This is a genomic window from Micromonospora sp. NPDC051227 (genome assembly GCF_044455385.1).
In the GTDB taxonomy this organism is placed as follows: domain Bacteria; phylum Actinomycetota; class Actinomycetes; order Mycobacteriales; family Micromonosporaceae; genus Micromonospora.
The window spans coordinates 356,683-380,854 of record NZ_JBITET010000001.1; the positions used below are offsets into that span (position 1 = coordinate 356,683).

General features: G+C 71.3%; 29 protein-coding genes. 10 read left to right on the forward strand and 19 right to left on the reverse strand.

From position 1 onward, the window contains the following. Window positions 1-29: 29 nt before the first annotated feature. The gene (locus ACIA47_RS01700) at window positions 30-431 is read right to left on the reverse strand and encodes a hypothetical protein (RefSeq protein ID WP_203122693.1); all 402 of its coding nucleotides are present in this window, start codon (window positions 429-431) and stop codon (window positions 30-32) included. Between the two features lie 122 nt (window positions 432-553). After that, on the reverse strand, window positions 554-940 hold the full coding sequence (locus tag ACIA47_RS01705; protein ID WP_396704578.1) for a DUF2267 domain-containing protein: 387 nt from the start codon (window positions 938-940) through the stop codon (window positions 554-556). 180 nt (window positions 941-1,120) lie between these two features. Between ACIA47_RS01705 and ACIA47_RS01710 the strand changes: the two genes are divergently transcribed. The 3 genes from ACIA47_RS01710 (at window position 1,121) to ACIA47_RS01720 (ending at window position 2,757) form a co-directional block, all read left to right on the forward strand. Further along, entirely contained in the window at window positions 1,121-1,453 is a 333-nt protein-coding gene (locus ACIA47_RS01710) for a nuclear transport factor 2 family protein (protein WP_396704580.1), read from the forward strand. A gap of 317 nt (window positions 1,454-1,770) precedes the next feature. Beyond that, window positions 1,771-2,274 (forward strand): ATP-binding protein, encoded by a 504-nt coding sequence (locus ACIA47_RS01715; protein WP_238411358.1) that lies wholly within the window; start codon window positions 1,771-1,773, stop codon window positions 2,272-2,274. Window positions 2,275-2,379: 105 nt separating this feature from the next. Continuing rightward, complete coding sequence (locus tag ACIA47_RS01720) at window positions 2,380-2,757, forward strand: nuclear transport factor 2 family protein (RefSeq protein WP_091398883.1); 378 nt, start codon at window positions 2,380-2,382, stop codon at window positions 2,755-2,757. A 1-nt stretch (window position 2,758) separates the two neighbouring features. Here the strand turns inward: ACIA47_RS01720 and ACIA47_RS01725 are convergent, their stop codons facing one another. The 4 genes from ACIA47_RS01725 to ACIA47_RS01740 all read right to left on the reverse strand — a co-directional run bounded on the left by ACIA47_RS01725 (window position 2,759) and on the right by ACIA47_RS01740 (window position 7,152). After that, the gene (locus ACIA47_RS01725; RefSeq protein WP_203122697.1) at window positions 2,759-3,286 is read right to left on the reverse strand and encodes an SUKH-4 family immunity protein; all 528 of its coding nucleotides are present in this window, start codon (window positions 3,284-3,286) and stop codon (window positions 2,759-2,761) included. 205 nt (window positions 3,287-3,491) lie between these two features. Further along, entirely contained in the window at window positions 3,492-3,962 is a 471-nt protein-coding gene (locus ACIA47_RS01730; protein WP_396704583.1) for a molybdenum cofactor biosysynthesis protein, read from the reverse strand. Between the two features lie 102 nt (window positions 3,963-4,064). After that, window positions 4,065-6,167, reverse strand: a complete 2,103-nt coding sequence (locus tag ACIA47_RS01735; protein ID WP_396704585.1) for a PQQ-dependent sugar dehydrogenase — start codon at window positions 6,165-6,167, stop codon at window positions 4,065-4,067. 37 nt (window positions 6,168-6,204) lie between these two features. Beyond that, window positions 6,205-7,152, reverse strand: a complete 948-nt coding sequence (locus ACIA47_RS01740) for a LamG-like jellyroll fold domain-containing protein (protein WP_396704587.1) — start codon at window positions 7,150-7,152, stop codon at window positions 6,205-6,207. A 133-nt stretch (window positions 7,153-7,285) separates the two neighbouring features. On the opposite strand from ACIA47_RS01740, the gene ACIA47_RS01745 reads away from it, so the two are divergent. Beyond that, a complete protein-coding gene (locus ACIA47_RS01745) occupies window positions 7,286-8,320 on the forward strand; it encodes a LacI family DNA-binding transcriptional regulator (protein WP_396704589.1) in 1,035 nt (344 codons plus the stop codon). Between the two features lie 21 nt (window positions 8,321-8,341). On the opposite strand, the gene urtE is transcribed toward ACIA47_RS01745, so the two are convergent. The 6 genes from urtE to ACIA47_RS01775 all read right to left on the reverse strand — a co-directional run bounded on the left by urtE (window position 8,342) and on the right by ACIA47_RS01775 (window position 14,702). Next, window positions 8,342-9,034, reverse strand: a complete 693-nt coding sequence (gene urtE / locus ACIA47_RS01750) for an urea ABC transporter ATP-binding subunit UrtE (protein ID WP_396704591.1) — start codon at window positions 9,032-9,034, stop codon at window positions 8,342-8,344. After that, window positions 9,034-9,810 (reverse strand): urea ABC transporter ATP-binding protein UrtD, encoded by a 777-nt coding sequence (urtD, locus tag ACIA47_RS01755; protein WP_396704593.1) that lies wholly within the window; start codon window positions 9,808-9,810, stop codon window positions 9,034-9,036. Before urtD ends, urtE begins: the two co-directional genes overlap by 1 nt. Beyond that, window positions 9,807-10,994: an urea ABC transporter permease subunit UrtC gene (gene urtC, locus ACIA47_RS01760; protein ID WP_396704595.1), complete on the reverse strand. Its 1,188-nt coding sequence runs from the start codon at window positions 10,992-10,994 to the stop codon at window positions 9,807-9,809. Before urtC ends, urtD begins: the two co-directional genes overlap by 4 nt. Beyond that, window positions 10,991-11,878 (reverse strand): urea ABC transporter permease subunit UrtB, encoded by an 888-nt coding sequence (urtB, locus tag ACIA47_RS01765; RefSeq protein ID WP_396704597.1) that lies wholly within the window; start codon window positions 11,876-11,878, stop codon window positions 10,991-10,993. Before urtB ends, urtC begins: the two co-directional genes overlap by 4 nt. A gap of 75 nt (window positions 11,879-11,953) precedes the next feature. Continuing rightward, entirely contained in the window at window positions 11,954-13,198 is a 1,245-nt protein-coding gene (urtA, locus tag ACIA47_RS01770; protein ID WP_396704599.1) for an urea ABC transporter substrate-binding protein, read from the reverse strand. A 421-nt stretch (window positions 13,199-13,619) separates the two neighbouring features. Beyond that, window positions 13,620-14,702: a substrate-binding domain-containing protein gene (locus ACIA47_RS01775; protein ID WP_396704601.1), complete on the reverse strand. Its 1,083-nt coding sequence runs from the start codon at window positions 14,700-14,702 to the stop codon at window positions 13,620-13,622. Window positions 14,703-14,798: 96 nt separating this feature from the next. Between ACIA47_RS01775 and ACIA47_RS01780 the strand changes: the two genes are divergently transcribed. After that, window positions 14,799-15,401, forward strand: coding sequence for a MarR family winged helix-turn-helix transcriptional regulator (locus ACIA47_RS01780; protein ID WP_396704604.1), 603 nt, complete (start codon window positions 14,799-14,801; stop codon window positions 15,399-15,401). Window positions 15,402-15,513: 112 nt separating this feature from the next. Here the strand turns inward: ACIA47_RS01780 and ACIA47_RS01785 are convergent, their stop codons facing one another. Genes ACIA47_RS01785 through ACIA47_RS01810 form a run of 6 tightly spaced genes read right to left on the reverse strand, consistent with a single transcriptional unit; the run spans window position 15,514 to window position 20,040 of the window. Next, window positions 15,514-16,230, reverse strand: a complete 717-nt coding sequence (locus tag ACIA47_RS01785; protein ID WP_396704606.1) for an urease accessory protein UreD — start codon at window positions 16,228-16,230, stop codon at window positions 15,514-15,516. Beyond that, complete coding sequence (ureG, locus tag ACIA47_RS01790; RefSeq protein WP_396704609.1) at window positions 16,230-17,015, reverse strand: urease accessory protein UreG; 786 nt, start codon at window positions 17,013-17,015, stop codon at window positions 16,230-16,232. The genes ACIA47_RS01785 and ureG overlap by 1 nt, the downstream gene beginning before the upstream one ends. Further along, window positions 17,005-17,694, reverse strand: a complete 690-nt coding sequence (locus tag ACIA47_RS01795; RefSeq protein ID WP_396704611.1) for an urease accessory protein UreF — start codon at window positions 17,692-17,694, stop codon at window positions 17,005-17,007. Before ACIA47_RS01795 ends, ureG begins: the two co-directional genes overlap by 11 nt. After that, window positions 17,694-19,397: an urease subunit alpha gene (locus ACIA47_RS01800; RefSeq protein WP_396704614.1), complete on the reverse strand. Its 1,704-nt coding sequence runs from the start codon at window positions 19,395-19,397 to the stop codon at window positions 17,694-17,696. Before ACIA47_RS01800 ends, ACIA47_RS01795 begins: the two co-directional genes overlap by 1 nt. Then, a complete protein-coding gene (locus ACIA47_RS01805) occupies window positions 19,394-19,741 on the reverse strand; it encodes an urease subunit beta (protein ID WP_203121358.1) in 348 nt (115 codons plus the stop codon). The genes ACIA47_RS01800 and ACIA47_RS01805 overlap by 4 nt, the downstream gene beginning before the upstream one ends. Beyond that, window positions 19,738-20,040 (reverse strand): urease subunit gamma, encoded by a 303-nt coding sequence (locus ACIA47_RS01810; protein WP_203121361.1) that lies wholly within the window; start codon window positions 20,038-20,040, stop codon window positions 19,738-19,740. The genes ACIA47_RS01805 and ACIA47_RS01810 overlap by 4 nt, the downstream gene beginning before the upstream one ends. 322 nt (window positions 20,041-20,362) lie before the next feature. On the opposite strand from ACIA47_RS01810, the gene ACIA47_RS01815 reads away from it, so the two are divergent. The 3 genes from ACIA47_RS01815 (at window position 20,363) to ACIA47_RS01825 (ending at window position 22,443) form a co-directional block, all read left to right on the forward strand. Then, window positions 20,363-20,773, forward strand: coding sequence for a hypothetical protein (locus ACIA47_RS01815; protein WP_396704617.1), 411 nt, complete (start codon window positions 20,363-20,365; stop codon window positions 20,771-20,773). A 38-nt stretch (window positions 20,774-20,811) separates the two neighbouring features. Then, window positions 20,812-21,357: a GNAT family N-acetyltransferase gene (locus ACIA47_RS01820; RefSeq protein ID WP_396704619.1), complete on the forward strand. Its 546-nt coding sequence runs from the start codon at window positions 20,812-20,814 to the stop codon at window positions 21,355-21,357. Between the two features lie 69 nt (window positions 21,358-21,426). Further along, window positions 21,427-22,443, forward strand: coding sequence for a methyltransferase (locus tag ACIA47_RS01825; RefSeq protein ID WP_396704621.1), 1,017 nt, complete (start codon window positions 21,427-21,429; stop codon window positions 22,441-22,443). Window positions 22,444-22,532: 89 nt separating this feature from the next. Here the strand turns inward: ACIA47_RS01825 and ACIA47_RS01830 are convergent, their stop codons facing one another. Further along, the gene (locus tag ACIA47_RS01830) at window positions 22,533-23,384 is read right to left on the reverse strand and encodes an alpha/beta fold hydrolase (RefSeq protein WP_203121355.1); all 852 of its coding nucleotides are present in this window, start codon (window positions 23,382-23,384) and stop codon (window positions 22,533-22,535) included. Between the two features lie 178 nt (window positions 23,385-23,562). On the opposite strand from ACIA47_RS01830, the gene ACIA47_RS01835 reads away from it, so the two are divergent. After that, entirely contained in the window at window positions 23,563-23,883 is a 321-nt protein-coding gene (locus ACIA47_RS01835) for a hypothetical protein (RefSeq protein ID WP_396704624.1), read from the forward strand. After that, a complete protein-coding gene (locus ACIA47_RS01840; RefSeq protein WP_112672921.1) occupies window positions 23,877-24,164 on the forward strand; it encodes a hypothetical protein in 288 nt (95 codons plus the stop codon). Before ACIA47_RS01835 ends, ACIA47_RS01840 begins: the two co-directional genes overlap by 7 nt. Window positions 24,165-24,172: the final 8 nt, after the last annotated feature.

The following is a 24,172-nucleotide window of genomic DNA, read 5'->3' on the forward strand; positions in this document are numbered from 1 at the left end:
GGACGAAGGGGCGCGGTCTGACCGGCGGGTCAGGCCGCGCCCCGGCACGTTCGCCGCAGGTCACCGGCGAGCAACGCGTACAGTGCCAGCGCTGCGGCCAGCACCCCGCTCACCGCGACGACGAACCCGCGCTCGGCACCCTCCGGCGCCAGGGCGACCCCGACCGCCAGCGCGGCGAGCGCGGCCATCGCCATCAGCAGACGGGCGGCGTCCTCCAGACGCGGGGACCGGCGTCGGGCCGCGAACATGATGGTCGGCACGCCGAGCGCGCCGGCCATTCCGATGATCGACCAGGACACCCCCAAAGCGCGGGTCGGCGCGTCGACAGCGCTCACGCCGGCATACGTCAGCAGGCCGAATGCGACGAACAGCAGACCGCCACGCAGCCGGGCTCGCGATCCGCCCACACCATCCGGGGTACGCGTCGCCATCGCCTGACCTCCACGGTTGACCGCCGTCGCACCGGCATCATCCCCCGGTGCGGCGCTCCGGGGAAGGACCGCCGTCCAGCGTGCCGTGGGAGACGCGCCCCGGTTCGGAGCCGAGGCGTCGGTCAGGGGCCGTGCGGCAGCGGCTGCGCCAGTGCCCGCAGATCCGCCGGGAGTTGGGCCAGGGCGTCCTCGAACTCCCGGTGCCCGACCACCCGGTGCATCGTCTGGAGCACCGCGCGGGTGCCCCGCTCGGCAGCCGGGCGGTCGATCCCGGCGCGGTCGGCCACCCGGCGCAGGAACTCGTCGTAGCCGAACGTCTCCGGCGGCTCGGCGGCCTTGACCAGCAGCGGGCTCAACTCGTCGGCCAGGTGGGGGGCCAAAGCGCCCGCCTCCCCGCCGCTGAGCCGCTCGGTGAGGGTCCGCAGGACCGCCTCGGTGAGCGGGCGTGCCTGTTCCGCCGGGAGACCCGCCCGTGCCGCAACCTTGTCGACGAACGCCAGCTCGGCCATGCCCCCGCCCTTCGCTTTCGGAAACGCGTGGCTACCCGGGCCCACCGGCGGCAAACCCGCCAGCGACAGCGGGATGGTTCTGCTTGTTGCCCCGCGCGGCACGGTCCGTTTCTCGTACCGTGAGGTCGGACCGGGAACCCGACGGCTGCCCGACGGCGGCCCGTGCCGCAGGAGGAGCAGATGGCCCTCGACCTGCCCGACGTGATCGACCGGTACTTCCGGGCCGTCAACGACCGGGACCTGGACGCCTTCGTCGCCTGCTTCGCGGACACCGCGAGCGTCGCCGACGAGGACCGCCTGTACGACGGGCGGGCCTCGATCCGCGCCTGGCGACAGAAGACGATGGACGCCTACTCGTACACCGCCGAGCCGGTCCGGGTCACGTCGCAGGCGGGCGACTCGTACCTGGCCATCACCCGGGTGTCCGGTGACTTCCCCGGCAGCCCGATCGAGCTGCGGTACCGGTTCACGCTGCGCGACGGGCTTGTCGACGCCCTGGACATCCGCCCCTGACGCCGAGTTGGTCCACCGACACGAGGGGAACGCCACGGTGACCAGGTCCGCGGGGTGGCCCTCGACGTCAACGACCCCGCCGCCGCCCGCCCCGCTGCCGTGGACACGTTCGGAAGCTTGGACGTCCTGGTCAACAGTGCGGCAGCTGACCGAGTCGATCGCCTTCCACCCGGCTTCCTGACCCCTACGGACCGACGAGGCTGGTCGGGCCGGCCCGCAGGTGATCAACCGCCGAACGGACGAGACGGTCAAGGGGTCGATGGATGACATGATGTGGCGACACCAGCTGTCGCTACGAGAAGGGTTCCGGCTGCCCGATGGCGCACTTCGAGGCTCGCACGCCCACGGCAACCGCGCGGAACGCGGTGCCGCTGGCCCGGGCAGCCGCACCGGGCGGGCTGATGCCGGGCGAGCGACGGGAGACCGTGGCCGAGCAGAGTGTCCCCACCCACGCCGCGGACACCATGGCGTATCAGGTCGCGACCGACATACGAGCGCTGCGCGCGTTCGTCAGCGCCGCGGCACTGGCCCGTGGCTTGTCGACCGAGCGGGTGGAGCTGTTGACGCTGGCGGTCAGCGAGCTGGCCACCAACACGTTGCAGCACACCACCGGCGGCGGCTGGGTACGGCTCTGGGCCGAGCCGGGTCAGCTGTTCTGCGACGTGGTCGACCAGGGTCCGACGCGGGCGTTCGGCCGGAGCATGCCGGCCGCCGACTCGGTACGGGGTCGCGGGCTGGCGATCGTGGAGCAGATCTGTGACGAGGTCGCGGTGCTCACCAGCCCCGGGGAGACCGCCGTACGGATTCGCCTGGGTCTGTGAACATCGGCGGCGATCCCCACCCGCCCAGGCGAGGTTGGCTGCCACAATGCGGACAGCCCGGGCCGACTGTGGCACCGGGTCGGACCCGAACGGGAGGACGCCACGATGCCGGACAGCGCACGCGAGGCCGAGCTGCTCGACGCCGAGCGCACCCTGCAGGCCGCCCAACGGGCCGGCGACGTCGCCGCCCTCGATCAGCTGCTGGTCGACCAGCTGATCGCCATCGGTCCTGATGGGCGTACCCACAGCAAACAGGATGACCTGGCCGCCCACCGGGACCGCCGCTCGGTCGTTGAGGAGTTGGTGGAGGAGGAGCTGGACCTGCTCGTCGTCGGCGCGACGGGGGTGACGTTCTTCCTGGGCCGGGTGTCCGGGGTCTTCGAGGGGGCGCCGTTCGCTGCGCGGCTGCGCTACACCCGGACGTGGGTCCACGACGACCCGCACGGCTGGCGGGTCCTGGCCGCACACATCAGCCCGGTCTGACTCAGCTGCCGTCCTCGTCGTCATCGTCGAGCAGACCCTGCTCGTCGAGGAACGCGAACCACCGGTCGTCGGCGGGGGTCAGGTCGGCGTAGCCCGGCCCGAGCAGGTAGTAGTCCACGAAGGATTCCACGTCGGGGGCAAGCTCCTCGAACGCGTCGGACATGAACCACTCGGTGCCGTTCGGTGGGAAGTACCAGATCGCTCCCGTGCCACGGTCCATGAAGATCGGCTCGTCGCTGCGGACGCCGACCACCAGCCAGCCCGCCCGGTCCTGCGGGATGGACGAGAAGTCCGGCGCGTAGTCCAGGTGGTACTGCATCCCGGCGAGGGTCGACGAGGACGCCAGCTCGACCCGACCCGCCCGCAGTCCGTCGGCCACCAGCAGGAGGTCCCGCAGGTCGGCCGGGAGCCACGCCGGTACGGCGTCGATGGCCGCCCCCTCGCCGAACTCGGCGTAGGCCAGGCTGTCCGGCAGATCGGCCAGCTCAGCTCGCAGCTCCTCGATGAGCTGCCGCAGCTCGAGGTTCAACGCACCACCTCTGTTCGGATGAGGTCCCGTCCGGCACTGCCCCCGGCTGCCCGGAGACCTGCGAGCCGATGAGCGGTTTGGTTCTACCACGCACCAGCTCGCCAGAGCGTCACCTCGCCGAATCCGCCAGCCGGGTCAAGGGACGGCGCCGGTCAGGTCGACGTACACCATGCCGGTCCGGGAGTGCTGGCGTCGAGCCCTTTCCTCAGCTCACGACGGCGTCGATCGGGCCGACGCGCAGGGTGCCGTCGTTGAGGGGTGTGCAGCGGATGCCGCCGGTGGTGCGCAGCGCCTTCCACGTCCCCGGGCCGACGGTGACGTCCATCCAGGCGCACGGTCGGGCCGCCCGGTTGACCCGCAGGCTGACCGGGCCGTCGCCGGAGTCCAGCACCAGCACCCTGCCGATCAGTTCGTCCACCGCGATCCCGGTGGTGAGGATGTTTCGCCGCACCTCGGCCAGGCCGATGCCGACCGGCAGCGACTCCTGGGCGATGACGGTGACGCTGGCGTCGCGGTGTGCCTGCTGGCCGAAGTACCGGTCGCCGACGATGCCGAGGCCGGCCCGGATCCGGACGGCGTCGACCAGCTCGCCGGGCGGGGCCGGGGCCGGGCCCTCGGCGGGCCGGCCCAGGAAGCGGTGCACGGGCGAGGCCAGCAACTCGACGATCTCCGGCATGGCAGGAAGTCTACGAACCGGACCGGGTCCACCGGGGCAGGTCGACGAATGGCGCGGTGGGGACGCCGGCATGAGCGCCGTCGTCCCCACCGCGCCCCCGGTTCAGGCCGGTGTGCCGGTGACGGTCAGGTTGCGCAGTCGGCCCACGTTGTCGAACGAGCCGAAGCCGACGCGTCCTGAACCGAACGTGGTGTCCTTCGCGGTCAGCAGCGGGTCGCGGTGCCCGTCGACGTAGACGGCGATCTCGCCGGTGGCCGGCAGGTGCACCACCCGGACGCGGTGCCACCGGGCATCGGTGATCGCCGGGTTGGCGCCCCGGGAGCGGCCGTTCCACTGGTGGTCGATGCGCTCCCGGTCGGCGTTGTCCACCTTGAAGATGCCGTTGTGCGGATAGATCGTGTTGTCGGTGGAGAGGTGGGCGTAGTAGAACTCGGTGTCCGAGCGCCAGCCGAAGACGATGATCACGTCCCGGTTGGTGACCTCCACCGGTGTGTCGAGCCGTACCTGGGCGTCGACCTGCACCGACGACCACGCCGGGCCGTTGGTCAGCACGGCGTACTCGAAGGGCCGGCGCGGGCCCGGCCGACTTTCCCCGGCCTCGGCCAGGATGACCTGGTCGTGTGTGAACTGCCACTTCGCCGGCGTCACCGGCGCCCAGTTCGCCGCCCCGGCGGTGCGGCGGACTGTGACGTCCCCGACGTCACCGCTGGCGAACTCCCGGGCACCGGTCACCTTCCACACCTTTCCGTTGGCCTTCGCGACGACGTAGAGCTCACCGACGGCGTCGGTGCCGAAGCGCAGGTCCACCCGGTTGGGGTCACCGGGCGCGCCCGGCGCGGACAGGTCGCGCATCCGGACCGGGGTGCCCGCCGCGTCGAAGAGCGCGAGCTGGTGGATCGTGGCCAGCCCTCGGCCCCGGCGCATCTCGTTGGCCTCGGTGTAGAGCACCCGGCCGTCGACCAGGTCGCCGAAGACGTACTTGCCGCGCAGCGCGGGCAGCGCCCGCCCCCGGTAGACGAAGCCGCCGGCCACCGCGACACCGACATCGTCTGTGCAGTTCCAACCGGCGGCGGGGTCGTGGTCGTACGCGGCGACCGGATAGGTGTAGCCGTACCTGTCGTCGTCGGCGGGCAGCGGGAGCAGCCGGTCGCAGGGGTTCGTGGCCGCCTTGTCGAAGACGAAGGAGCCCTCGCGCTCGCTCCAGCCGAAGTTGTCCCCGGCGCGGACCTCGTAGATGGCCTCGACGGCGTGTTCACCGATGTGCCCGAGGTACATCCGGCCGGTCGCCCGGTCCCAGCTGAACCGGTGCGGGTCGCGGAAACCCACGGCGTAGAGCTCGCCGAGCGCGCCGGCCCGGCCGACGAACGGGTTCCCGGCCGGGATGCCGTAGCGCCCGTTCGCGGAGTTGGTGCCCCGGGGGTCGATCCGCAGCAGCTTGCCGTGCGGCAGGGCAAGGTTCTGCGGGTCGGTGTTGCGCGCGCCCTGGCCACCGTCGCCGACGGCGAGGTACAGCAGGCCGTAGTCGCGGTCGTGGCGCTTGGCCGTGGGGTTGAAGTTGATCTCCTGGATGCCGTGTACCTGGCCGCCGAAGCCGATGCGCAGCACCTCCCGGTGCGTACCGGCGAAGGTGGCGGCGGCCGGATCCGTCGCCGTCCACTCGGTGATGACGCCGTGGAAGAGCGTGTTGGGCTGGGCGAAGTCCGGAATGGCGGTCGTCGTCGACGCCAACTCGGTGTGGATGGTGTAGAACCGGCCGTTCACCCCGAACTCCGGGTGGAACGCGACGTACCCGAAGCCCTGGCCGAGCCCACGACCGGAGAAGAACCGCGGCGCGAACGTCGCAGCCACGTCCAGGTAGACGTGCGGCACGCCGCCCTCGACCAGGTAGAGGCTGCCGTTGAGGTCGGGCACCGCCCGCCGGCCGGAGCCGTCGGGCACCTCCATGATGGTGTTGATCCGCGCGGTACGCATGAGCCGCGCGTCGGTCGGCGCCGGCGTGGGGTACGACTGCGGGAAGCTGGCGTACTCGCTGAGGACCAGCCCCAGTCGGGACTGGACCGGCATCTCGGGGATCGGGTCGTAGACCGCGTCGGCGGCGCGCGCGGGCGTGGCTACCAGTGTGGACAGGATCAGCACGAGGGCGGTGAGACCGGCCCTCACTGTGGGCCGGCGGACGGTGCCGGCGCGGCGGTGCAGGGTGCGCACGCGTGTCTCCTTCTCGGTGGGACGGTGCCGAGGGTGGTCAGCGGGCAAGGTTGCGGTACTGCCTCCGCACGTCGTTCGCGGAGACCACACTGTCGAGGAACATCAGGCCGTCCATTCGGCAGTCGCACGGGTTGCGTTCCAGGGTGTCCTGGGGGAAGCTGCCGCCGATCTTGATGCCCCGGGGGTCGGACGCGGTGGTCACGTGCGGGCCCGGCCCGGACACCAGCCACGGGTCGTCGGCGCGGGTGTAGAAGCCGTCCACCGGTTCGCCGTTGCGGTAGAGGGCGAGCGCGCCGGTGTTGAAGTCGAAGGTGGCGGCCAGGTGCGCCCACTCCCCCACCGGCAGCAGCTCGCGCCAGTCCCGGGTGGCGGCGAAGGTCTGTGAGTTGCCGCCGTCGAGCCGCCGGCCGAGCGCGACGAGACGCAACTCCCCGTCGACGTCGATCAGCTCCAGCAGGGCGCGGACGCCGTGGCCGTCGGAGTCGCCGGTCAGCACTCCGGCCAGGCCGATAGCGTTGTACCTGTCGTCCGGGTCGGCGGTGGTGGAGTTGGGTAGCGGGCTGTCCATGTTCAGCTTGAACCAGCCCATGACCGTGGTGCCGGCGGTGGCGCTGAAGGCACGCAGTGTCCGCACTCCGTTGGCCGACCAGGTGCCGGCCTTCCAGTCGTCGTTGCCGGCGACGGCGGGGGCGACCTGCCGGGTCTGCACCGCGTTGCGACTGCCCCGGTAGGCGCGGTCCGGCACCCGCATGGCGGTGCCGCCGTTGATCAGCTCGATCTCGGTGCCGGAACGCCCCTGGTCGCGTTCCAGCGCGGGGTCGCCGGGCACCGGGTGGTCGAAGTCGTACGCGGCGACCAGGTGCGCGCGCAGCGCCGGATGGACGTCGGACGAGATGCTCCGATCCGCCTGCGCCGGTGGCGCGCTGGCGCCGGTCAGTGCGCCGATCGCCAGGAGGGAGACGGCCGCTCGTCGGGCCCTGGACATGGCTGTCACCTCGTTTCGCGGCATGCCGGATGCCGGTCACGTAAGCGCTTACGTAAGCGCTTACGTACCCTAGGCTTCGATCGATGCCACTCGCAACAGATCGGATGGCATGAATGTTTCCGGAGGGTTGCCGATGCCCAGGGCCAGCCAACGGCCGCGCCTCGTGGACGTCGCCGAACACGCCGCCGTCTCGCTGGCGACCGCCTCCCGCGCCCTCGCCGGCCGCGACGGGGTCAGCGCCGAGGTGGCCGACCGGATCCGGCAGGTCGCCCGTGAGCTGGGCTACGTGGCCAACCCGTACGCCCGCACCCTGGCCAGCGGGGCCACCTCCACTGTGGGGTTGATCGTCCACCAGGTCGACGACCCGTACTTCTCAGAGATCGCCGCCGGGGTCATCCAGCTCGCCTCCGAGCAGGGGCTGCTGGTGCAGATCTGCCAGTCCGGCCGCGACCCCGACTACGAGCTGCAACAGCTGCGCCACCTGATCGCCCAGCGGGTCGGCATCGTCCTGATCAGCGGCTCCGGCTACGACGATCCCCGGATGGAGAGCGCGGCGCGCGCCGAGCTGGCCGCGTTCCAGAACCACGGCGGACGGGCCGCCGCCATCGGACGACACGCGCTCGGCGTCGACGCCGTCCTGCCGGACAACGAGGCCGGCGGCCACGCGCTCGCCCAGCACCTGATGGATCTCGGCCACCGGCGGATCGCGGTCGCCGCGGGCAGCGCCGGCCTCACCACCGTCGCCGACCGGCTGGCCGGAGTGTCGTCGGCTCTGCGGGAGCGCGGGCGGTCCCCCGCCGACCTCGCCGTCGTGCACAGCGACTTCACCCGCGGCGGTGGGCGCGCCGCCGCCGAGCAGATCCTCAACGACCATCCCGAGACGACGGCGATCATCGCGCTCAACGACGCGATGGCCATGGGCGTGCTGTCGACGTTGCGGTCCCGCCGCGTGCCGGTGCCCGCGCGGATGTCAGTGGTCGGCTTCGACGACGTCTCCGTGGCGGCCGACCTCGCACCCAGCCTCACCACCATCCGCCTGCCGATGACCGAGATGGGCCGCACGGCACTCACCCTCGCGCTCAAGCCACGCACGACACGCCCTCGCCGCCGCCCCACCGGGCACCTGCTGGTCGTCCGCGACTCGACCGGGCCCGCGCCGACGACCTGACCGCTCCACCGTCTCGCCGGCTCAGACCGCCAGGGCCGCCCGGACCTCCCGCTCGGCCGTGACACCCCCGTCGCCGTGCGAGGTGACCCGACCGGACTCCAGCACGTGGTAGCGGTCCGCCACCCGCAGCGCGAAGCCCAGGTGCTGCTCGACGAGGAGCACGCTGAACCCGGACTGCCGGGTCAACTCGACGATCCGCTCCTGGATCTCCGCGACCACCGACGGCTGGATGCCCTCTGTCGGCTCGTCGAGCATCAGCAGCCGCGGCCGGGTGATCAGGGCGCGGGCGATGGCCAACTGCTGACGCTGACCCCCGGAGAGCAGCCCGGCCCGACGCCGCAGCAACTGGCGCAACGCCGGAAACAGATCGAGCACCTCCGCCGTGGCCACCGCCCCGTCGCGCCGGCCGTCGGCGACCAACCGCAGGTTCTCCGCCGCAGTCAGGTGCGGGAAGCACTGCTGGCCCTGCGGGACGTACGCCATCCCCCGCGCCACCCGCTCGTGCGGCCCGGCGCGGGTGATGTCCTCGCCGTCCAGCTCGACGGTGCCGGCACTCGGGCGCAGCAGCCCCGCCGCGACCCGCAGCAGGGTGCTTTTGCCGGCACCGTTGTGCCCGAGCACGGCAGCTACCCCGTCGGGCGGGACCGCGAGGTCGACCCCGTGCAGCACCCGGGATCGCCCGTACCCGGCGTGCACCCCGCGCAGCGTCAGCATCATGCCTCCAGGCCGGTGCGGGCCGACCCGGCGTCGACCGGGTGGCCAAGGTAGACCTCCTGCACGCTCGGGTCCGCCTGGACCTGCGCGACGGTGCCCTCGCTGAGCACCCGGCCGGCGTGCAGCACTGTGACGCTGCGCGCGAACCGACGCAGGAAGTCCATGTCGTGCTCGATCACGACGACAGTGCGATCCCGGCTCACCGTCTCCAACAGGGCGCCGGTGGCGTCGCGTTCCTCGTGGCTCATCCCGGCGACCGGCTCGTCCAGCAGCAGCAGTCGCGCGTCCTGCACCAGCAGCATGCCGATCTCCAGCCACTGCTTCTGGCCGTGCGCGAGCGTCCCGGCGAGGTCCGCGGCCCGCTCGGCCAGACCGATGGTCTCCAGCGCGGCGGCGATCTCGTCGGGCACACCCCGGCGGCGGCGGACGAGGGTCGCCCAGCTGCGCCGGGCGCCCGCCGCGATGTCGAGGTTCTGCAACACCGACAGCTCCTCGAAGACCGTCGAGGTCTGGAAGGTCCGCCCGATGCCGAGCCGGCTGATCCGGTGCACCGGCCGGCCGAGCAGTTCCTCGTCACCGAACCGGACCGAGCCGGTGGCCTTGACCAGGCCGGTGATCGCGTCGACCAGTGTGGTCTTGCCGGCGCCGTTCGGCCCGATCAGGAAGCGGATGTCACCGGCGGGCACCTCCAACGAGACGCCGTCCACTGCGGTGAAGCCGTCGAAGCTGACCCGCACGTCACGGACGGACAACCCGTCCAACCGCTCGCCGCTCATGCCGCCGGCACCTCCGTCCGCTCGGCGCGTCGTCGGCCCAGCGACAACCACCCCCGGCGCAGCGGCGGCGCGGCGACGTCGCGGCGGCGGGCCAAGGCCCACAGCGACGCCAGGCCGCCGGGCAGGAACGCCACCACGACCACGAAGAGCAAACCCTGAAGGTACGTCCAGGTGCCCGGGAACCGCTCGGAGAGGGCGGTACGCGCCCAGGCCACCGCCACCGCGCCGAGCACCGGCCCGAGCAGGGTGGCCCGGCCGCCCACCGCGACGCCGATGACGAACTCGATCGACGGGACGATGCCGATCAGTGCGGGCGAGATGATGCCCACCGCCGGCACGAACAGCGCCCCGGCCAGCCCGGCCATGCCCGCCGCGACCACGTACGCCACCAGCTTGACCGACGCCGGGTCGTAGCCCAGGAAGCGGACCCGCTCCTCACCGTCGCGGACCGCCACCAGCAGCTCGCCGTAACGGCTGTGGATGAGCTGACGGGTCAGCGCGAGCAACGCCAGCAGCGTCCCGGCGATGATGAAGTACACCATCCGCTGGTTGACCGGGTCGTCCAGGTCGTAGCCGAAGAAGCCCTTGATGTCGGTGAGTCCGTTGGTGCCGCCCGTGGTGCCCTGCTGGCCGATCAGCAGGATCACCATCGCGGCGGCCAGCGCCTGACTGAGGATGGCGAAGTACGCGCCGCGGACCCGGCGACGGAAGACCAACGAGCCGAGCCCGAAGGCGACAGCCATCGGCAGCAGCACCGTGGCGGGCAGCGCGAACCACGGGCTGGCGAACGGCCGCCACCACAGCGGCAGCTCGTCGAGTTGCCCGTACAGCTGCATGAAGTCGGGCATCCCACCCGGGCCCGCGTCGGCGAGCTTGAGGTGCATGGCCATCGCGTAGCCGCCGAGGCCGAAGAAGACCCCCTGGCCCAGGGTGAGCATCCCGCCCCGGCCCCAGGCGATCCCGATGCCGACAGCGACCATGGCGACGCAGAGATACTTGGCGAGCAACGCCAACCGGAAGTCCGACAGCACCAGCGGGGCGACGGCGAACAGCAGCGCCGCGCCGAACGCGAAGCCGGCCAGCGTCCGTAGCCGCGAGCGGCCGGCGGCCCGACCCGGTGGTACGGCGCCGGCAGGCGCCGGGCGGACGGCGGTGCTCGGTGGCGCAGGGGTGACGGCGGTCATGCGAGGCTCCTGGTCCGCAGTGTGAACAGGCCCTGTGGCCGCCACTGGAGGAACGCGACGATCGCCACGAACACGATCACCTTGGCGACGCTGAGGGTGGTGAGGTACTCCCCGGTGGCCTGGAGCACGCCGAGGGCGAAGGCGACGATCACACTGCCCTTGAGCTGGCCGATCCCGCCGACCACGACGACCAGGAAGGCGTCGATGATCAGGTTGGTGCCCATGGTCGGGCCGATCGGGCCGAGCAGGGTGAGGGCCACCCCGGCGAGCCCGGCCAGGCCGGAGCCGAGGAAGAAGGTCGTCCGGTCGACCCGGGAGGTGGCGATGCCGGACACGGCGGCGAGGTCGCGGTTCTGCACCACCGCGCGGATACGACGCCCGAGCGGGGTGAGGCGCAGCGCCACTGTGAGCACCGCGACGGCGGCCAGCGCCAGGGCCAGGATGAACAGCCGGTTGTTGGCGACGGTCAGCCCACCGGGCAGCGCCACGTTGCCGGTGAGCAGCTCGGGCGCGCGGGTCTGCACGTTCGGGCTGCCGAAGATGTCCCGGGCCAGTTGTTGCAACATCAGTGACACACCCCAGGTGACCAGCAGGGTGTCCAGTGGCCGGGCGTAGAGCCGGCGGATGAGCAGCACCTCCAGCAGGACACCCATGGTGCCGGCGACCACGAACGCCACCGGCAGCGCGACCACCAGCGACAGGCCGGCGCCGGTGATGCTCTGTTGCAGCACGTAGGTGGTGTACGCGCCGGCCATGATGAACTCACCGTGCGCCATGTTGATCACGTTCATCTGGCCGAAGGTCAGCGCGAGGCCGAGCGCGATGAGCAGCAGCACCGCGCCGATGCTGATGCCGGTGAAGAGTTGACCGAAGAGGACTGTCACGGTGGGTACTCCGAACTGCTGGTCGGGTGGCCCGGGCGGAGCGCGCGGCAACGCGTTCCGCCCGGGCCGGCGTCGTCAGCTCAGGCCGCTCGCCCACGGGTAGGTCTTGAGGTACGGGTCCGGCGCGACCGGCTTGCCGGAGTTCCACACCTCGGTGATCAGGCCGTCCGCGCCGATCTTGCCGATCCGGGCGGTTTTGGAGATGTGCTGGGTCTTGCCGTCGACGGTGACCAGACCCTCCGGCGCGTCGAAGGTGATCCCGTCCGAGGCGGAGCGGACCTTCTCCACGTCGAAGGCGCCGGCCTTCTCGACCATCGCCTTCCACAGGTGCACGCCGACGTACGCGGCCTCCATCGGATCGCTGGTCGGCTTGTCCGCGCCGTACTTCGCCTTGTACGCGGCCACGAACTTCGAGTTCGCCGCGCCCGGGGTGGTCTGGTAGTAGTTCCAGGCCGTCAACTGGCCCTCCAGGTACTGGGTGCCGATGCCCTTGACCTCTTCCTCGGCAATCGACACCGACACCACCGGCATCGCGGCGGCGCTCAGGCCCGCGGACTTGTACTCCTTGAAGAAGGCCACGTTGCTGTCACCGTTGAGCGTGTTGAACACCGCGTCCGCGCCGGACGATTTGACCTTGTTGACGATGGTGCCGAACTCGGTGGAGCCCAGCGGCGCGTAATCCTCACCCAGCACGGTCATCCCGTTCGCCGTGGCGTATGCCTTGATGATTTTGTTGGCGGTTCGGGGAAAGACGTAGTCGCTACCGACCAGATAGACCGACTTCGCGCCCTGCGACTTGAGATAGTCGAGCCCGGGAACGATCTGCTGGTTGGTCGTCGCGCCGGTGTAGAAGATGTAGGGCGACTGCTCAAGTCCCTCGTACTGCACCGGGTAGAACAGCAACGCCTTGTTCTTCTCGAACACCGGCTTGACCGCCTTGCGGCTGGCCGACGTCCAACAGCCGAAGACGGCTGCCACCCGGTCCTCGGAGATGAGCTTCTCGGCCTTCTCCGCGAAGGTGGGCCAGTCCGAGGCGCCGTCCTCACCGACCGGCTGGATCTTCTTGCCGAGGACGCCGCCGGCCGCGTTGATCTCTTCGACGGCGAGCATGATGGAGTCGCGGACGGTGACCTCGCTGATCGCCATGGTCCCGGAGAGCGAGTTGAGCAGGCCCACCTTGACGGTGTCGCCGGAGACGTCGGCGGTCACGCCGGTCGCGCCACCCTCGTCGGTGGTCTTGCTGCCGCACGCGGTCATCGCGGCCGCGGCGACCAGGGTCATGGCACCCGCCAGGATGCGGCGGCCCCGGAATATTGACATCTACTCTCCCTGCGGTGCACTCAAGTGGCGAAAGGACGGTCGGTGCGGTCCGATGGAGCTGACGTGGGCGATGCCAGGGTCGGCGGGTGGACGCCGCGCAGGGCACCGGATCGGATATGGGCACCGAAAGCGTCGACCGGCATGATTGCGCGGGTGTTTCCCGGTCCTTAATTGACTGTTTCCGAAGGACCGTCAGGGCGCGCACGAAAAACGGCCGACACCGTTGGGGAGGAAACGGTGTCGGCCGTTGGGAAAGACGCAGGATAAGTGCCACCACAATGGTCGACGGACGAATCCGCCGACGGTGGGCACGCAATGGTGAGATCTGACCCCGTGGCCAGATACTTCACGCAGGAAGCATCTTAGGACGGTGTTGGGTGGCGCTGTCAAGGGTCGGGTGGGCCGACTGGCAGTGCGGGGTTCAGAGCTGGGCGAGCACTGTGAAGTCGAGCCCGTCGGCCTCGGCGAGGTAGATGCGCTGCCGGACGTGCCGCTGACGCAGCCGCAACCGCCCACGCGGCCCGTGGTAGGCGACCGTGTCGGCGGCCGTCTCGATGGCCCGCACGTCGAGGGTGCGGGCCTGGCCGATCAGCGCGGCGAGCAGCATGACGCCCTCGTAGCAGGACTCCCCCAGGCTGCCCAGCGGCGGCGCCTCCATCCCGAAGCGCCGCGCGAACTCGCCGTGGAAGTCGAGATTCTCCTGGGTGACCAGCCCGGCGAAGAAACCCGCAGTGCTGTACAGCCTCCGGGTCGCGCCGGCACCGCTGGCCAGCAGCATGTTCTCGTCCATCAGGGTGCTCAGCCGCAGGCAGCGCTGATCCAGGCCGGATCGGGCGAACGCGCGGTTGAACCGCACCGCGTCCGCACCGACCAGCAGCATCAACACCGCGTCCGCGTCACTGTGCTCGATGCGGCGCAGGACCTCGGTGAAGTCGTGCGCGTCCAACGGCAGGAAGTGCCGGCCCACCACCTGCCCACCGCCGCGCAGCGCGTACCGCTGGGCCGCCCGCGACGTACGGCGCGGCCACACGTAGTCGTTGCCCACCACGAACCAGCGGTGCACGCCCTGCTCCCCGGCGAGCAGCCGCATCGCGGGCCACAGCTGGGCATCGGGTGTCTCGCTGGTCAGGAAGACCCCTTCGGTGCGTTCGCCGCCCTCGTAGAGCGCGGTGTAGACGTACGGCACCCGGTGCGCGACGCGGGGCGCCAACGCCTGGCGCACCGAGGAGAGGTGCCACCCGGTCACCCCCTGCACGGCCCCCACCGACACCAACGCCTCGACCTCGGCGGCCACTTCGGCCGGCGGTGCGCCACCGTCGACCGGCACCAGGCGAACCTCCCGGCCAAGCACGCCACCGCACCGATTGATCTCCTCGACCGCGAGCTGCGCGCAGAGCTCACAGGTGGGGCCGAACATGCCGGCTGGCCCGCGCATCGGGTAGACCAGCGCGATGCTGACCACGGCACGGTCGACGGTCAGCCACGGCGGTGCCGGCGCGGACATGAGCACATGATTGTCCGGCCCACGACGGAAGACCAGCACTCACCACTGACCGGGACGACTCGCTACCATGACAGGGTCACCGGACCAGGGAGTTACATGTCGGACGTGCCCGGGGCGCCAGCCGACCTGCTGCGCTCGCTCACCCGCGCCGAACGGCTGCTCTCCCGCCGGCTGGGCGCCATTCTGGCCGACGACGCGATCAGCATCGAGGCATGGCGGGTGCTCTGCCTGCTCGCCGACGGCCAGGGTCACCCGATGAGCGAGGTGTCCGTCGAGGCGTCACTGCCGCCGGGCACCCTCACCAAGCTGGTCGACCAACTCGTCGACCGCAACCTTGTCTTCCGTCGGATCGATCCGATCGACCGCCGACGCATCCGGGCGTACCTGACCGCTCGGGGCCGCCGCGAGCACGCCCGCCTGGACGAACGAGTCCGAGCCAGCATCGCCGAACTGGGCGTGGAGCAGGCGGCCGACCTGATCGGCCGCCTCGACGACCTGATCGGCCGCCTCGACCCGACCCGTCAGCGGGAACACGCCGACGCGGTCGGTCCAGACCACCGCCCCCTTCCCCGCTCCCCCGGCTTCCCGGCTTCCGGGCGTCCGGCGCGGCAGTGGGCGCGGCCGGCCCTCGCACCCCATACGGCAGAGAGCGTGATGTCGGTGAGTCATCATGATGACTCACCGACATCACGCTCTTGAGAGTGTCCGCCGGGCCGACGCCGTCGTTCTCCGCACCAACCTGACCTCGGGAACGGCCTCGGTGGCCGAGGTCAATCCCTTCAGGACCGGCAGACGACTCGGCAGCGGCTTCCTAGACGCTGAGGTGGGCGCGCAGGGTGTGCGCGTCGGGAGCGGTGGCCGTCCACAGTGCCGCTGGGCCGCCGGCCAGCGGTAACCGGGCGACGCCGCCCTTGACCGTCGGAGGTTCGGCGGGCTGCGACGGGTCGACCACCAGCAGTGATCCGGTGGCCGGAGCACCGCCGAGCACCGCCGGGCCGGCCCAGCCCGGCGCGTGCGGTCCCACCGCGAGGGACTGGCGCAGCAGTGGTCGACCCGCGTAGTCGACCTGGGTGTGCACGACGGCGCCGCCGGGCGCCTCGCCGTACCGGCCGCAAATCAGCTCGTCGCGCCACCGCAGGCTCGCACCGGCGGCCAGCTCGATCCGGGACTCGGCGAGGTGCGCGCAGCCGGCCGCCGCGACCAACTGTTCCGGAAGCCAGTGCAGCGTGGCACCGGTGTGCACGACCGCCCGAATCGCCATCCGGGAGACGGCACCCGCGCGACCCGGTAGGGCGATCGACGCGGCGACGCTGTGCACCCGGACCGCCGCACCCGCGCCGACCTCGATCTCCAGGCGCAGATCGTCGCCAGCGAGCGGCCCGGCCGCCCCGCCGACGAGGTGCACCGTGGCGACACCACCGTCGGTCGGGGTCTGGCGCAGCAGCAACGGCGTTTCGCCGTGCAGCTCGACCAGGGCCGTGCCACCCCGACCGTCGGTCCGGGCGACCAGCCGAGCGAGCGCTCGCATCAGGCCGGGCCGACCGGCACGGCCAGTGGGTGCACTGCGGCGTGGTGAGCCAACTCGTGCCGGATCCAGTCCGCTACCGACGTGGCAGTGGGGTCTCCCACGATGGACAGGAAGAGGGTCGGGAGGTCTCCGCGCCGGGCCCGCGCGTCGCGATCCATGACGGCGAGATCGGCACCCACCATCGGCGCCAGGTCGGTCTTGTTGATCACGAGAAGGTCGGCGGCGGTGACCCCCGGCCCGCCCTTGCGGGGCACCTTGTCCCCGCCCGCCACGTCGACCACGAAGATCTGCCGGTCGACCAGCCCCCGACTGAAGGTCGCGGTCAGGTTGTCCCCACCGCTCTCCACCAGGACGAGGTCCAACGGACCCACCGCTTCGGCCAGTTCGTCGACGGCGTCCAGGTTGGCGCCGATGTCGTCGCGGATCGCGGTGTGCGGGCAGCAACCGGTCTCCACCGCGCGGATCCGGGCCGGGTCCAGCACACCGGCCCGCCGGAGGAAGTCGGCGTCCTCGGTCGTGTAGATGTCGTTGGTCACCACGCCGAGCCGCAACTCGTCGGCGAAGGCACGGCAGAGCGCGGCAACCAGGGCCGTCTTGCCGGAACCGACCGGGCCGCCGATGCCGACCCGCAGGGCACGGCCGGCACGCGCCAACGGCGGATGGGGGTCCACCCCCGGCTCCGGATGGGTGTGCGGAACGGTCTCGTCGTGGGGTGGGGTGGCCGGCGACGGCGTGGTCGGTTCGACGGCGGGCACAGCGCTCGGCTCAACGGTGTCAGGACGCAAAGAGACGCACCTCCCAGGTGGCATGGATTTCGGCATGGATGTCGGCGAGTGGAGCAGCGGCGGCCGGCAGCCGCTCCGGTGGGTCATCGGCGGCCCGCGCCGCGTCGGCGGCAGTGCCGTCGCAGGCGTCGGCCAGGCCGACCAGCAGGGCCTGGACCTGGTACGGGTCGAGGCCGAGCAGACGTACGCCGGCGCTGGCCGCCCCGGTCAGCGTCCCGTACGCGGCGATCGTGGCGGTCTCGACGCGGGACAGCCCGGCCGCGGCGCAGAGCAGCCCGAGCACCAGCGGTTGGTGTGTGCCACCGGGCGTCGCGGGCAGGTCGGCGAACGGGGCGTCCGGCCAGATGGCCCGGCCGGCCCGCAGCAGCGCCCGGCCCTGTCGGCGCGAGACCGCCCGCAACGCCGGGGCGGCGGTACGCGCGTCCAGCTCCGCGTCGAGCCGAGCCAGCGCCCCCGACCGAGCGGCGGTCTCGGCCGCCGACGCTCGGTGTGCGGCCGCCGCGAACGCCGCGCCGACCAGACCGGCGGTGGCCAACCGCCCGGCCAGGAACGCCTCCAACGAGGCCAGGTCGGTGACCCGGCCGGCGGCGACGGCCGCCTCCAGACCACCCGAGTGCGCGTGCGCCCCGGCCGGGAAGCGTCCGTCGGCCAACAACAACAGCAGGCTCGGCGTCGCCATCAGAACAGGAAGTACCGCTGGGCCATCGGCAGCCGGGTCACCGGGTCCGGCTCCACCACCTGCCCGTCGATCCGTACCGTGAAGGTGTCCGGGTCCACCTCGATGCGCGGCATCGCGTTGTTCTCCGGCAGGTCGGCCTTGCCCCGCGACCGTACGTCGCTCACCGGCACCACCCGGCGACGCACGTCCAGGCGGAGCCCGGCGTCGAGGGCCGCCGGGGCCACGAAGGCCAGGCTGGTGGCGGCCGCCGCCGCGCCGTACGCCCCGAACATCGGCCTCGGCAGCATCGGCTGCGGTGTCGGGATCGAGGCGTTGGCGTCGCCCATCTGGGCGTACGCGATCATGCCGCCCTTGAGCACCAAGTGCGGTCGGACGCCGAAGAACGCCGGGTCCCAGAGCACCAGGTCGGCGAGCTTGCCCGGTTCGACCGAGCCGATCTCCCGTTCCAGCCCGTTGGCCATCGCCGCGCAGATGGTGTATTTCGCCACGTACCGTCGGGCCCGGTGGTTGTCGGCGGGCCCGTCGCCCGGCAGCGCGCCGACCCGGTCCTTCATCACGTGGGCGCTCTGCCAGGTCCGCATGATCACCTCGCCGACCCGGCCCATCGCCTGTGCGTCGGAGCCGATGATCGAGATCGCGCCGAGGTCGTGCAGCAGGTCCTCGGCGGCCATCGTGGACGGTCGGATCCGACTCTCGGCGAAGGCCAGGTCCTCCGGAACGGACGGGTTGAGGTGGTGGCAGACCATCAACATGTCCAGGTGCTCGGCCAGGGTGTTGGCCGTGTACGGCCGGGTCGGGTTGGTCGATGACGGCAACACGTTCGGTTCGCTGGCCACTGTGATGATGTCCGGTGCGTGCCCGCCACCGGCTCCCTCGGTGTGGTACGAGTGGATCGCGCGTCCACCGATCGCCCGCAGGGTGTCGGCGACGAACCCGGCCTCGTTGAGGGTGTCGGTGTGGATCGACACCTGGACCCCGGACGCGTCCGCCACCCGCAGGCAGGCGTCGATCGCCGCCGGTGTGGTGCCCCAGTCCTCGTGCAGCTTGAAACCGCCCGCACCGGCTCGCAACTGTTCCCACAGGGCCTCGCTGGAGACGGTGTTGCCCTTGCCGAGCAGCAGCACGTTGACCGGCATGGTGTCCAGCGCCTCGTGCATCCGGGCCAGGTGCCAGGCGTTCGGGGTGACAGTAGTCGCGCGGGTCCCCTCGGCCGGCCCGGTGCCGCCGCCGACCATCGTGGTGATGCCACTGGCCAGTGCCTCGGTGACGATCTGCGGGCAGATGAAGTGCACGTGGGTGTCGACCGCGCCGGCGGTGAGGATCCGACCGTTGCCGGCGATCACCTCGGTCGACGGGCCGATGACCAGGTCGGGGAGGACACCGGGCATGGTGTCCGGGTTGCCGGCCCGGCCGAGCGCCACGATGCGCCCGTCGCGCAGCCCCACGTCGGCCTTGACCACGCCCCAGTGGTCGAGCACCACCGCGCCGGTGATGACGGTGTCCAGTGCCCCCTCTGCGCGGGTGGCAGGGGACTGCCCCATCGACTCGCGGATCACCTTCCCGCCGCCGAAGACCGCCTCGTCGCCGCCCACGCAGTGGTCGGTCTCCACCTCGATCAGCAGGTTGGTGTCGGCCAGGCGGATCCGGTCACCGGTCGTCGGCCCGTACAGGTCGATGTAGCGGTCCCGCCGCACGACGCTCATCGCGGCGACCCGTCGGCCGTGACCGCGTGCGGCGGCTGGTCCAACGGCCCCGCGCACTCTGCGCGCAGGCCCGGCACGACGCGTGCGCCGCCAAGTGGCACGAGGTCGACGCTGCGGTTGATGCCCGGCTCGAACCGGACGGAGGTGCCGGCCGGAACGGCGAGCCGTTGCCCCCAGGCCGCCCCCCGGTCGAACGACAGCGCCGGGTTGGCTTCGGCGAAGTGGTAGTGCGAGCCGACCTGCACCGGGCGGTCGGCGGTGTTGACCACGAGCACTGTGGTCACCGGACGACCCACGTTGATCTCGACGGGGTCGGCCGCCGGCAGGATCTCCCCGGGGATCACGGGATCGGGTGGTGCACCGTCACGAGCTTGGTGCCGTCCGGGAACGTCGCCTCCACCTGCACCTCCCTCAGCAGCTCGGGGATGCCGTCCTGGACGTCGTCACGACCGAGCACCGCCCGGCCGGCGGACATCAGGTCGACCACCGACCGGCCGTCGCGGGCCCCTTCGAGGAGGAACGCGGTGATCACCGCGATGGCTTCGGGGTAGTTGAGGCGCAGGCCGCGTTGGCGGCGGGCGCGGGCGACATCGGCCGCGACGTGGACGAGCAGGCGGTCCTGCTCGTGCGGGCTGAGGAACACGGGCTCTCCCGGTGGGTCGGCGTGCCCCGGCTCGCCGTCGGCTCCACGCGGAGCCGCCCGGGCACCAGGACCCGAGGGGACGAACTGGGAGTCACACGACCGCCGGGTCACCGCCGACGGGGCGACCCGGGACTCCACCATCCCGGCCCGCACGACGGGCAACCGGCGGTGTCGGGTCGGATGCGGACCGCACCGCCCACCGCTGAGCAGACCGTAGAGGATCGCCACCGACCGAGGCAACAGTCCGATGGGGATCACTCCGGTCGGCGGCTGGATACCGGTCCGTATTCCCGTGGGGCGGCGGGCAGGGGATGATCGCCGGATGACGGCGACGAGGGGTACGCGCGCACTGCTCGGTGTTCTGTTCCTGGCGGCGGCCACGGTCGGTGCGTGGATCCTCTGGCTGGGTTGGGACACCCGGTACACGGTCGACGCGCAGACCGGCGCGAGCAGCGGCCCGTACGAGCCGTGGCAGGTGATCGGTTGTGTGCTGACGCTCGTGGTGCTGGCCGCGCTCGCCGGGACGCGGCTCAGTCCGTGGCTGGTGGCACCGGTGATGACTGTGGCGTTCACGGCGGTCTGGTCGTGGCGGGCCGCGGGGACCGACGACAGTGGGCTGTGGGTGGTCGGGGCGATTCTGGTGCTGGTCGGGATGGCGGTCGGCAGCGCCCTGGTGAGCCTCGCCGGGCGGCGGGTCGGCCGACGGATGGCCGGCCGACCCGCCTCGAGATAGCCAGTCGCCCCGTGGGTGTCGATGTGCTACAAGGGGACGTGTCTGACCTGACAAGCTCCCCTGCTGCCACGTCCCTCACGACTCCGCGGCTGCTGTTGCGCCGCTGGCGAAGCGATGATCTGGACGGGTTCGCCGCGGTCAACGCGCAGCCCGAGGTGATGCGCTACATCCATGACGGCCGCACCCTGGACCGGGCCGCCACCGCGGAGCGGCTGGCCACCTATCAGCGGCACTGGGACGAGCGCGGCTTCGGCCTGTACGCGGTGGAGATCAGGGAGACCGGCGAGCTGGCCGGTTTCACCGGACTGGCGGTGCCGGCCTTCCTGCCCGAGATCATGCCGGCCGTGGAGATCGGCTGGCGGCTCGGCCGCGCGTACTGGGGTCGGGGCCTGGCCACCGAGGCGGCCCAGGCCGTTGTCGCCCACACTCGTGCCAAGCTCGGCCTGCGGCGGCTGGTCAGCATCCACGTCGTCGGCAACGAGGCGTCCGCGCGGGTGATGGTCAAGCTGGGCATGTCGCTGGAACGCGAGACCGTGCAGCCGGACACCGGCCGCCAGGTCCGGGTGTACGCGATGGACCTGTAGGCGGCAGTGGGCCTGATCCGGGCGTGACCATCCATCGTGGAAACGTGTGATGTGTGGTCTCATGTCGTGGTGATCACTCCGACTCCCCTCATGCGTCTGGTGGCCGGTGTGTGGGGGTTCAAGACCCTCGCAGCCGGCGTTGAACTCGGTCTGTTCACCCGGCTCGCCGGCGGGCGGACGATGACCGTCGAGCAGGCCGCCGCCGAGTTCGGGCTGCCCGACCGGCCCGCGGACCTGCTGCTGGCCGCCAGTGCGTCGCTCGGCCTGCTGGAGAAGGCCGGCGACGGTTACCGCAACTCCGAGTTGGCCGAGCAGTTCCTGGTCGAGGGTCGCCCGTACTACTTCGGTGCGCAGGTCCGCTACTCGGACCTGCGCACCTACCTGCCCTGGCACCGCATCGGCGAGGCCCTGCGCACGGATCGACCGTTGACCTGGGACCCGGAGGCCCAACAGTCGATGTTCGACACCGCCGACCCGGCCATGCTGGCGCAGTTCTGGGACGCGATGTTCTCCACGTCCAGCTTCACCGCCAGCGCGTTGGCCGACGCGTACGACTTCTCCGCGCACCGGCGGCTGCTCGACGTGGGCGGCGGGGCGGGCGCGTTCCCGATCGAGTTCTGCCGACGCCTGCCCGAGCTGCGGGCGACCGTCCTGGACCTGCCGCACGTCTGCGTCCGGGCCCGGGAGCGGATCGCGGAGGCCGGCCTGACCGGGCGGATCGACGCGGTGGGCGGTGACTTCCTCGCCGACCCGGCGCTGCCGGACGGGCACGACGTCATCCTGCTCAGCATGATCCTGCACGACTGGGATGAGCCGACGAACCGGGCGTTGCTGGCCCGGTGCCACGAGGCGTTGCCGCCCGGCGGGGCGATCGTCGTCTGCGAACTGCTGCTCAACGACGAACGCACCGGGCCGCCGGAGGCGGCCCTGATGGGGATGAACATGCTGGTCGAGACCGAAGGCGGCCGGAACTACTCGGGCGCCGAGTACGCGGCCTGGCTCACCGACGCCGGCTTCGTCGACGTGGGTACCGTGCCGTTCGACGCGCCGGGCGCCAACGGCGCGGTGGTGGCCCGCCGGCCCTGACCGACGACGACACCCGGCCCCGGCGCGAACCGTGGGCCGGGTGTCGCGGCGCCTTACGGCGCTGGCGTCCGATCGGCTACCGGTACGGGTCAGGCGCGAGCCTTGGCCGGCTGCTTCATGAAGTCCAGGACCGCCTTGTTGACCTCGTCGGCGTGGGTCCACGGGATACCGTGCGGCGCGCCCTTGAGCGTGACGAGCGTGCCGGTCGGCATCATCGGCCCGAGCCGCTGACCGGTCACCGGATAGGGCAGCACCCGGTCCTGGTCACCCTGCACGATCAACACCGGAATGTTGATCTTCGGCAGATCCTGGCGGAAGTCTTCCTGCCAGGCGTCCACGCTGTCGTGGGTGGCCTTACCGGAGGCCATCGCGCCGATCTGCCAGTGCGCCCGGTACGCCTCTTCGCTGACCCGCTTGCCCATGTTCTGGTCCGGGTTGAAGAACGCGTCGCAGAAGGACGTCAGGTAGGCGAACCGGTCCTTGATGATGGCGTCCTGGAAACCCTTAAACAGGCTCCGGTCGACGCCCTCCGGGTTGTCGCTCGCCTTGGCCAGCATCGGTTGCAGCGGGCTCAGCAGCACGGCTCGGCTCACCCTTTGCGAGCCGTAGTTGCCGAGGTAACGGACGACCTCGCCGGTGCCCATCGAGTGACCGATCAGGGTCACCTCGTTCAGGTCCAGCTCGGTCATCAGCACGTCCAGGTCCGCCGCGAACGTGTTGTAGTCGTACCCGAACGCCGGCTGGGCGGAGTTGCCGAAACCGCGCCGGTCGATGGTGATCGTCCGGTATCCGGCGTTGAGCAGCGCGCTGGTCTCCTTCTCCCAGGTCGCACCGTTGAACGGGAAGCCGTGGATCAGCACCACCGGCTTACCGGAACCGTGATCCTCGTAGTACAGGTCGATGGGCGCGGAGTTTTCCGTACCCACGGTAATGAAAGGCATGTTTGTCTCCTGCTCCGGTTTCGGGCTGTCGGACGTCCCGCGCTTTCCCGTCGGGTCGCCGGATATGCGGGCCGCCGAAGGCACCTCGGGAGCCGCTCGGTCACCCATTTCCATCGACATTTATCAACCTCGTCGGTAGGGTCGCCGGTAGGAAAGTTTCGGCGCACGGGAGGTGGGCATGCTTCGACGAATCCGCACGAGGGCCGCCGCATTGGCCGTCGGAGCGACAACGATCGCGCTGGGCGCCACGCCGGCCCAGGCCGACCCGGTGGTGCCACGGCACGCCATCGTGGTCTGCCAGAGCGCCAGCTTCTACGCCAACTACGACTCCGCCGGCGGACCCACTGGCCTCAAGCGCACCCTGGCCTACGGCAACAAGATCGGCCACACGCCGGGGGCGCACCCGGTCTACAACGGGTGGGCGGCTTCCTTCGACTTCGGCCCGAACGACTGGGGTTACCTGCGCGCCGAGTGCATCGGCGGGTACGACTCATGGTGATCAGACGTCACGCCCTCGCCGGCCTGCTCGCAGGGATCGTCGCCGCTACCGTGGCCCTGCCGTCCCCCGCGCAGGCCGCCAACGGCACGATCGGTCAACGTGAGACGGTGTGCGCCAGCGATCTGTTCGTCCGCACCCAGCCCGTCGGCGCCTGGATGGGCACCCTCTACCAGGGTCAGACGTTCCTGGTCGAGGGTCCCCGCAGCGGCGGCTACGTCTACGGCTTCGCCTACGGGCACATCAACCGGCGCGGGTGGGTGCAGGACGGCTGGTTCTGTTGACCGAGCCC

What these genes read in the sequence shown, in the direction of transcription:
- ACIA47_RS01700 (WP_203122693.1), bottom strand. Translation starts at nt 431, where the DNA reads ATGGCGACGCGTACCCCGGATGGTGTGGGCGGATCGCGAGCCCGGCTG.
- ACIA47_RS01705 (WP_396704578.1), bottom strand. Translation starts at nt 940, where the DNA reads ATGGCCGAGCTGGCGTTCGTCGACAAGGTTGCGGCACGGGCGGGTCTC.
- ACIA47_RS01710 (WP_396704580.1), top strand. Translation starts at nt 1,121, where the DNA reads ATGGCCCTCGACCTGCCCGACGTGATCGACCGGTACTTCCGGGCCGTC.
- ACIA47_RS01715 (WP_238411358.1), top strand. Translation starts at nt 1,771, where the DNA reads ATGGCGCACTTCGAGGCTCGCACGCCCACGGCAACCGCGCGGAACGCG.
- ACIA47_RS01720 (WP_091398883.1), top strand. Translation starts at nt 2,380, where the DNA reads ATGCCGGACAGCGCACGCGAGGCCGAGCTGCTCGACGCCGAGCGCACC.
- ACIA47_RS01730 (WP_396704583.1), bottom strand. Translation starts at nt 3,962, where the DNA reads ATGCCGGAGATCGTCGAGTTGCTGGCCTCGCCCGTGCACCGCTTCCTG.
- ACIA47_RS01740 (WP_396704587.1), bottom strand. Translation starts at nt 7,152, where the DNA reads ATGTCCAGGGCCCGACGAGCGGCCGTCTCCCTCCTGGCGATCGGCGCA.
- ACIA47_RS01745 (WP_396704589.1), top strand. Translation starts at nt 7,286, where the DNA reads ATGCCCAGGGCCAGCCAACGGCCGCGCCTCGTGGACGTCGCCGAACAC.
- urtE (WP_396704591.1), bottom strand. Translation starts at nt 9,034, where the DNA reads ATGCTGACGCTGCGCGGGGTGCACGCCGGGTACGGGCGATCCCGGGTG.
- urtD (WP_396704593.1), bottom strand. Translation starts at nt 9,810, where the DNA reads ATGAGCGGCGAGCGGTTGGACGGGTTGTCCGTCCGTGACGTGCGGGTC.
- urtC (WP_396704595.1), bottom strand. Translation starts at nt 10,994, where the DNA reads ATGACCGCCGTCACCCCTGCGCCACCGAGCACCGCCGTCCGCCCGGCG.
- urtA (WP_396704599.1), bottom strand. Translation starts at nt 13,198, where the DNA reads ATGTCAATATTCCGGGGCCGCCGCATCCTGGCGGGTGCCATGACCCTG.
- ACIA47_RS01775 (WP_396704601.1), bottom strand. Translation starts at nt 14,702, where the DNA reads ATGTCCGCGCCGGCACCGCCGTGGCTGACCGTCGACCGTGCCGTGGTC.
- ACIA47_RS01780 (WP_396704604.1), top strand. Translation starts at nt 14,799, where the DNA reads ATGTCGGACGTGCCCGGGGCGCCAGCCGACCTGCTGCGCTCGCTCACC.
- ACIA47_RS01785 (WP_396704606.1), bottom strand. Translation starts at nt 16,230, where the DNA reads ATGCGAGCGCTCGCTCGGCTGGTCGCCCGGACCGACGGTCGGGGTGGC.
- ACIA47_RS01795 (WP_396704611.1), bottom strand. Translation starts at nt 17,694, where the DNA reads ATGGCGACGCCGAGCCTGCTGTTGTTGTTGGCCGACGGACGCTTCCCG.
- ACIA47_RS01800 (WP_396704614.1), bottom strand. Translation starts at nt 19,397, where the DNA reads ATGAGCGTCGTGCGGCGGGACCGCTACATCGACCTGTACGGGCCGACG.
- ACIA47_RS01815 (WP_396704617.1), top strand. Translation starts at nt 20,363, where the DNA reads ATGACGGCGACGAGGGGTACGCGCGCACTGCTCGGTGTTCTGTTCCTG.
- ACIA47_RS01830 (WP_203121355.1), bottom strand. Translation starts at nt 23,384, where the DNA reads ATGCCTTTCATTACCGTGGGTACGGAAAACTCCGCGCCCATCGACCTG.
- ACIA47_RS01835 (WP_396704624.1), top strand. Translation starts at nt 23,563, where the DNA reads ATGCTTCGACGAATCCGCACGAGGGCCGCCGCATTGGCCGTCGGAGCG.
- ACIA47_RS01840 (WP_112672921.1), top strand. Translation starts at nt 23,877, where the DNA reads ATGGTGATCAGACGTCACGCCCTCGCCGGCCTGCTCGCAGGGATCGTC.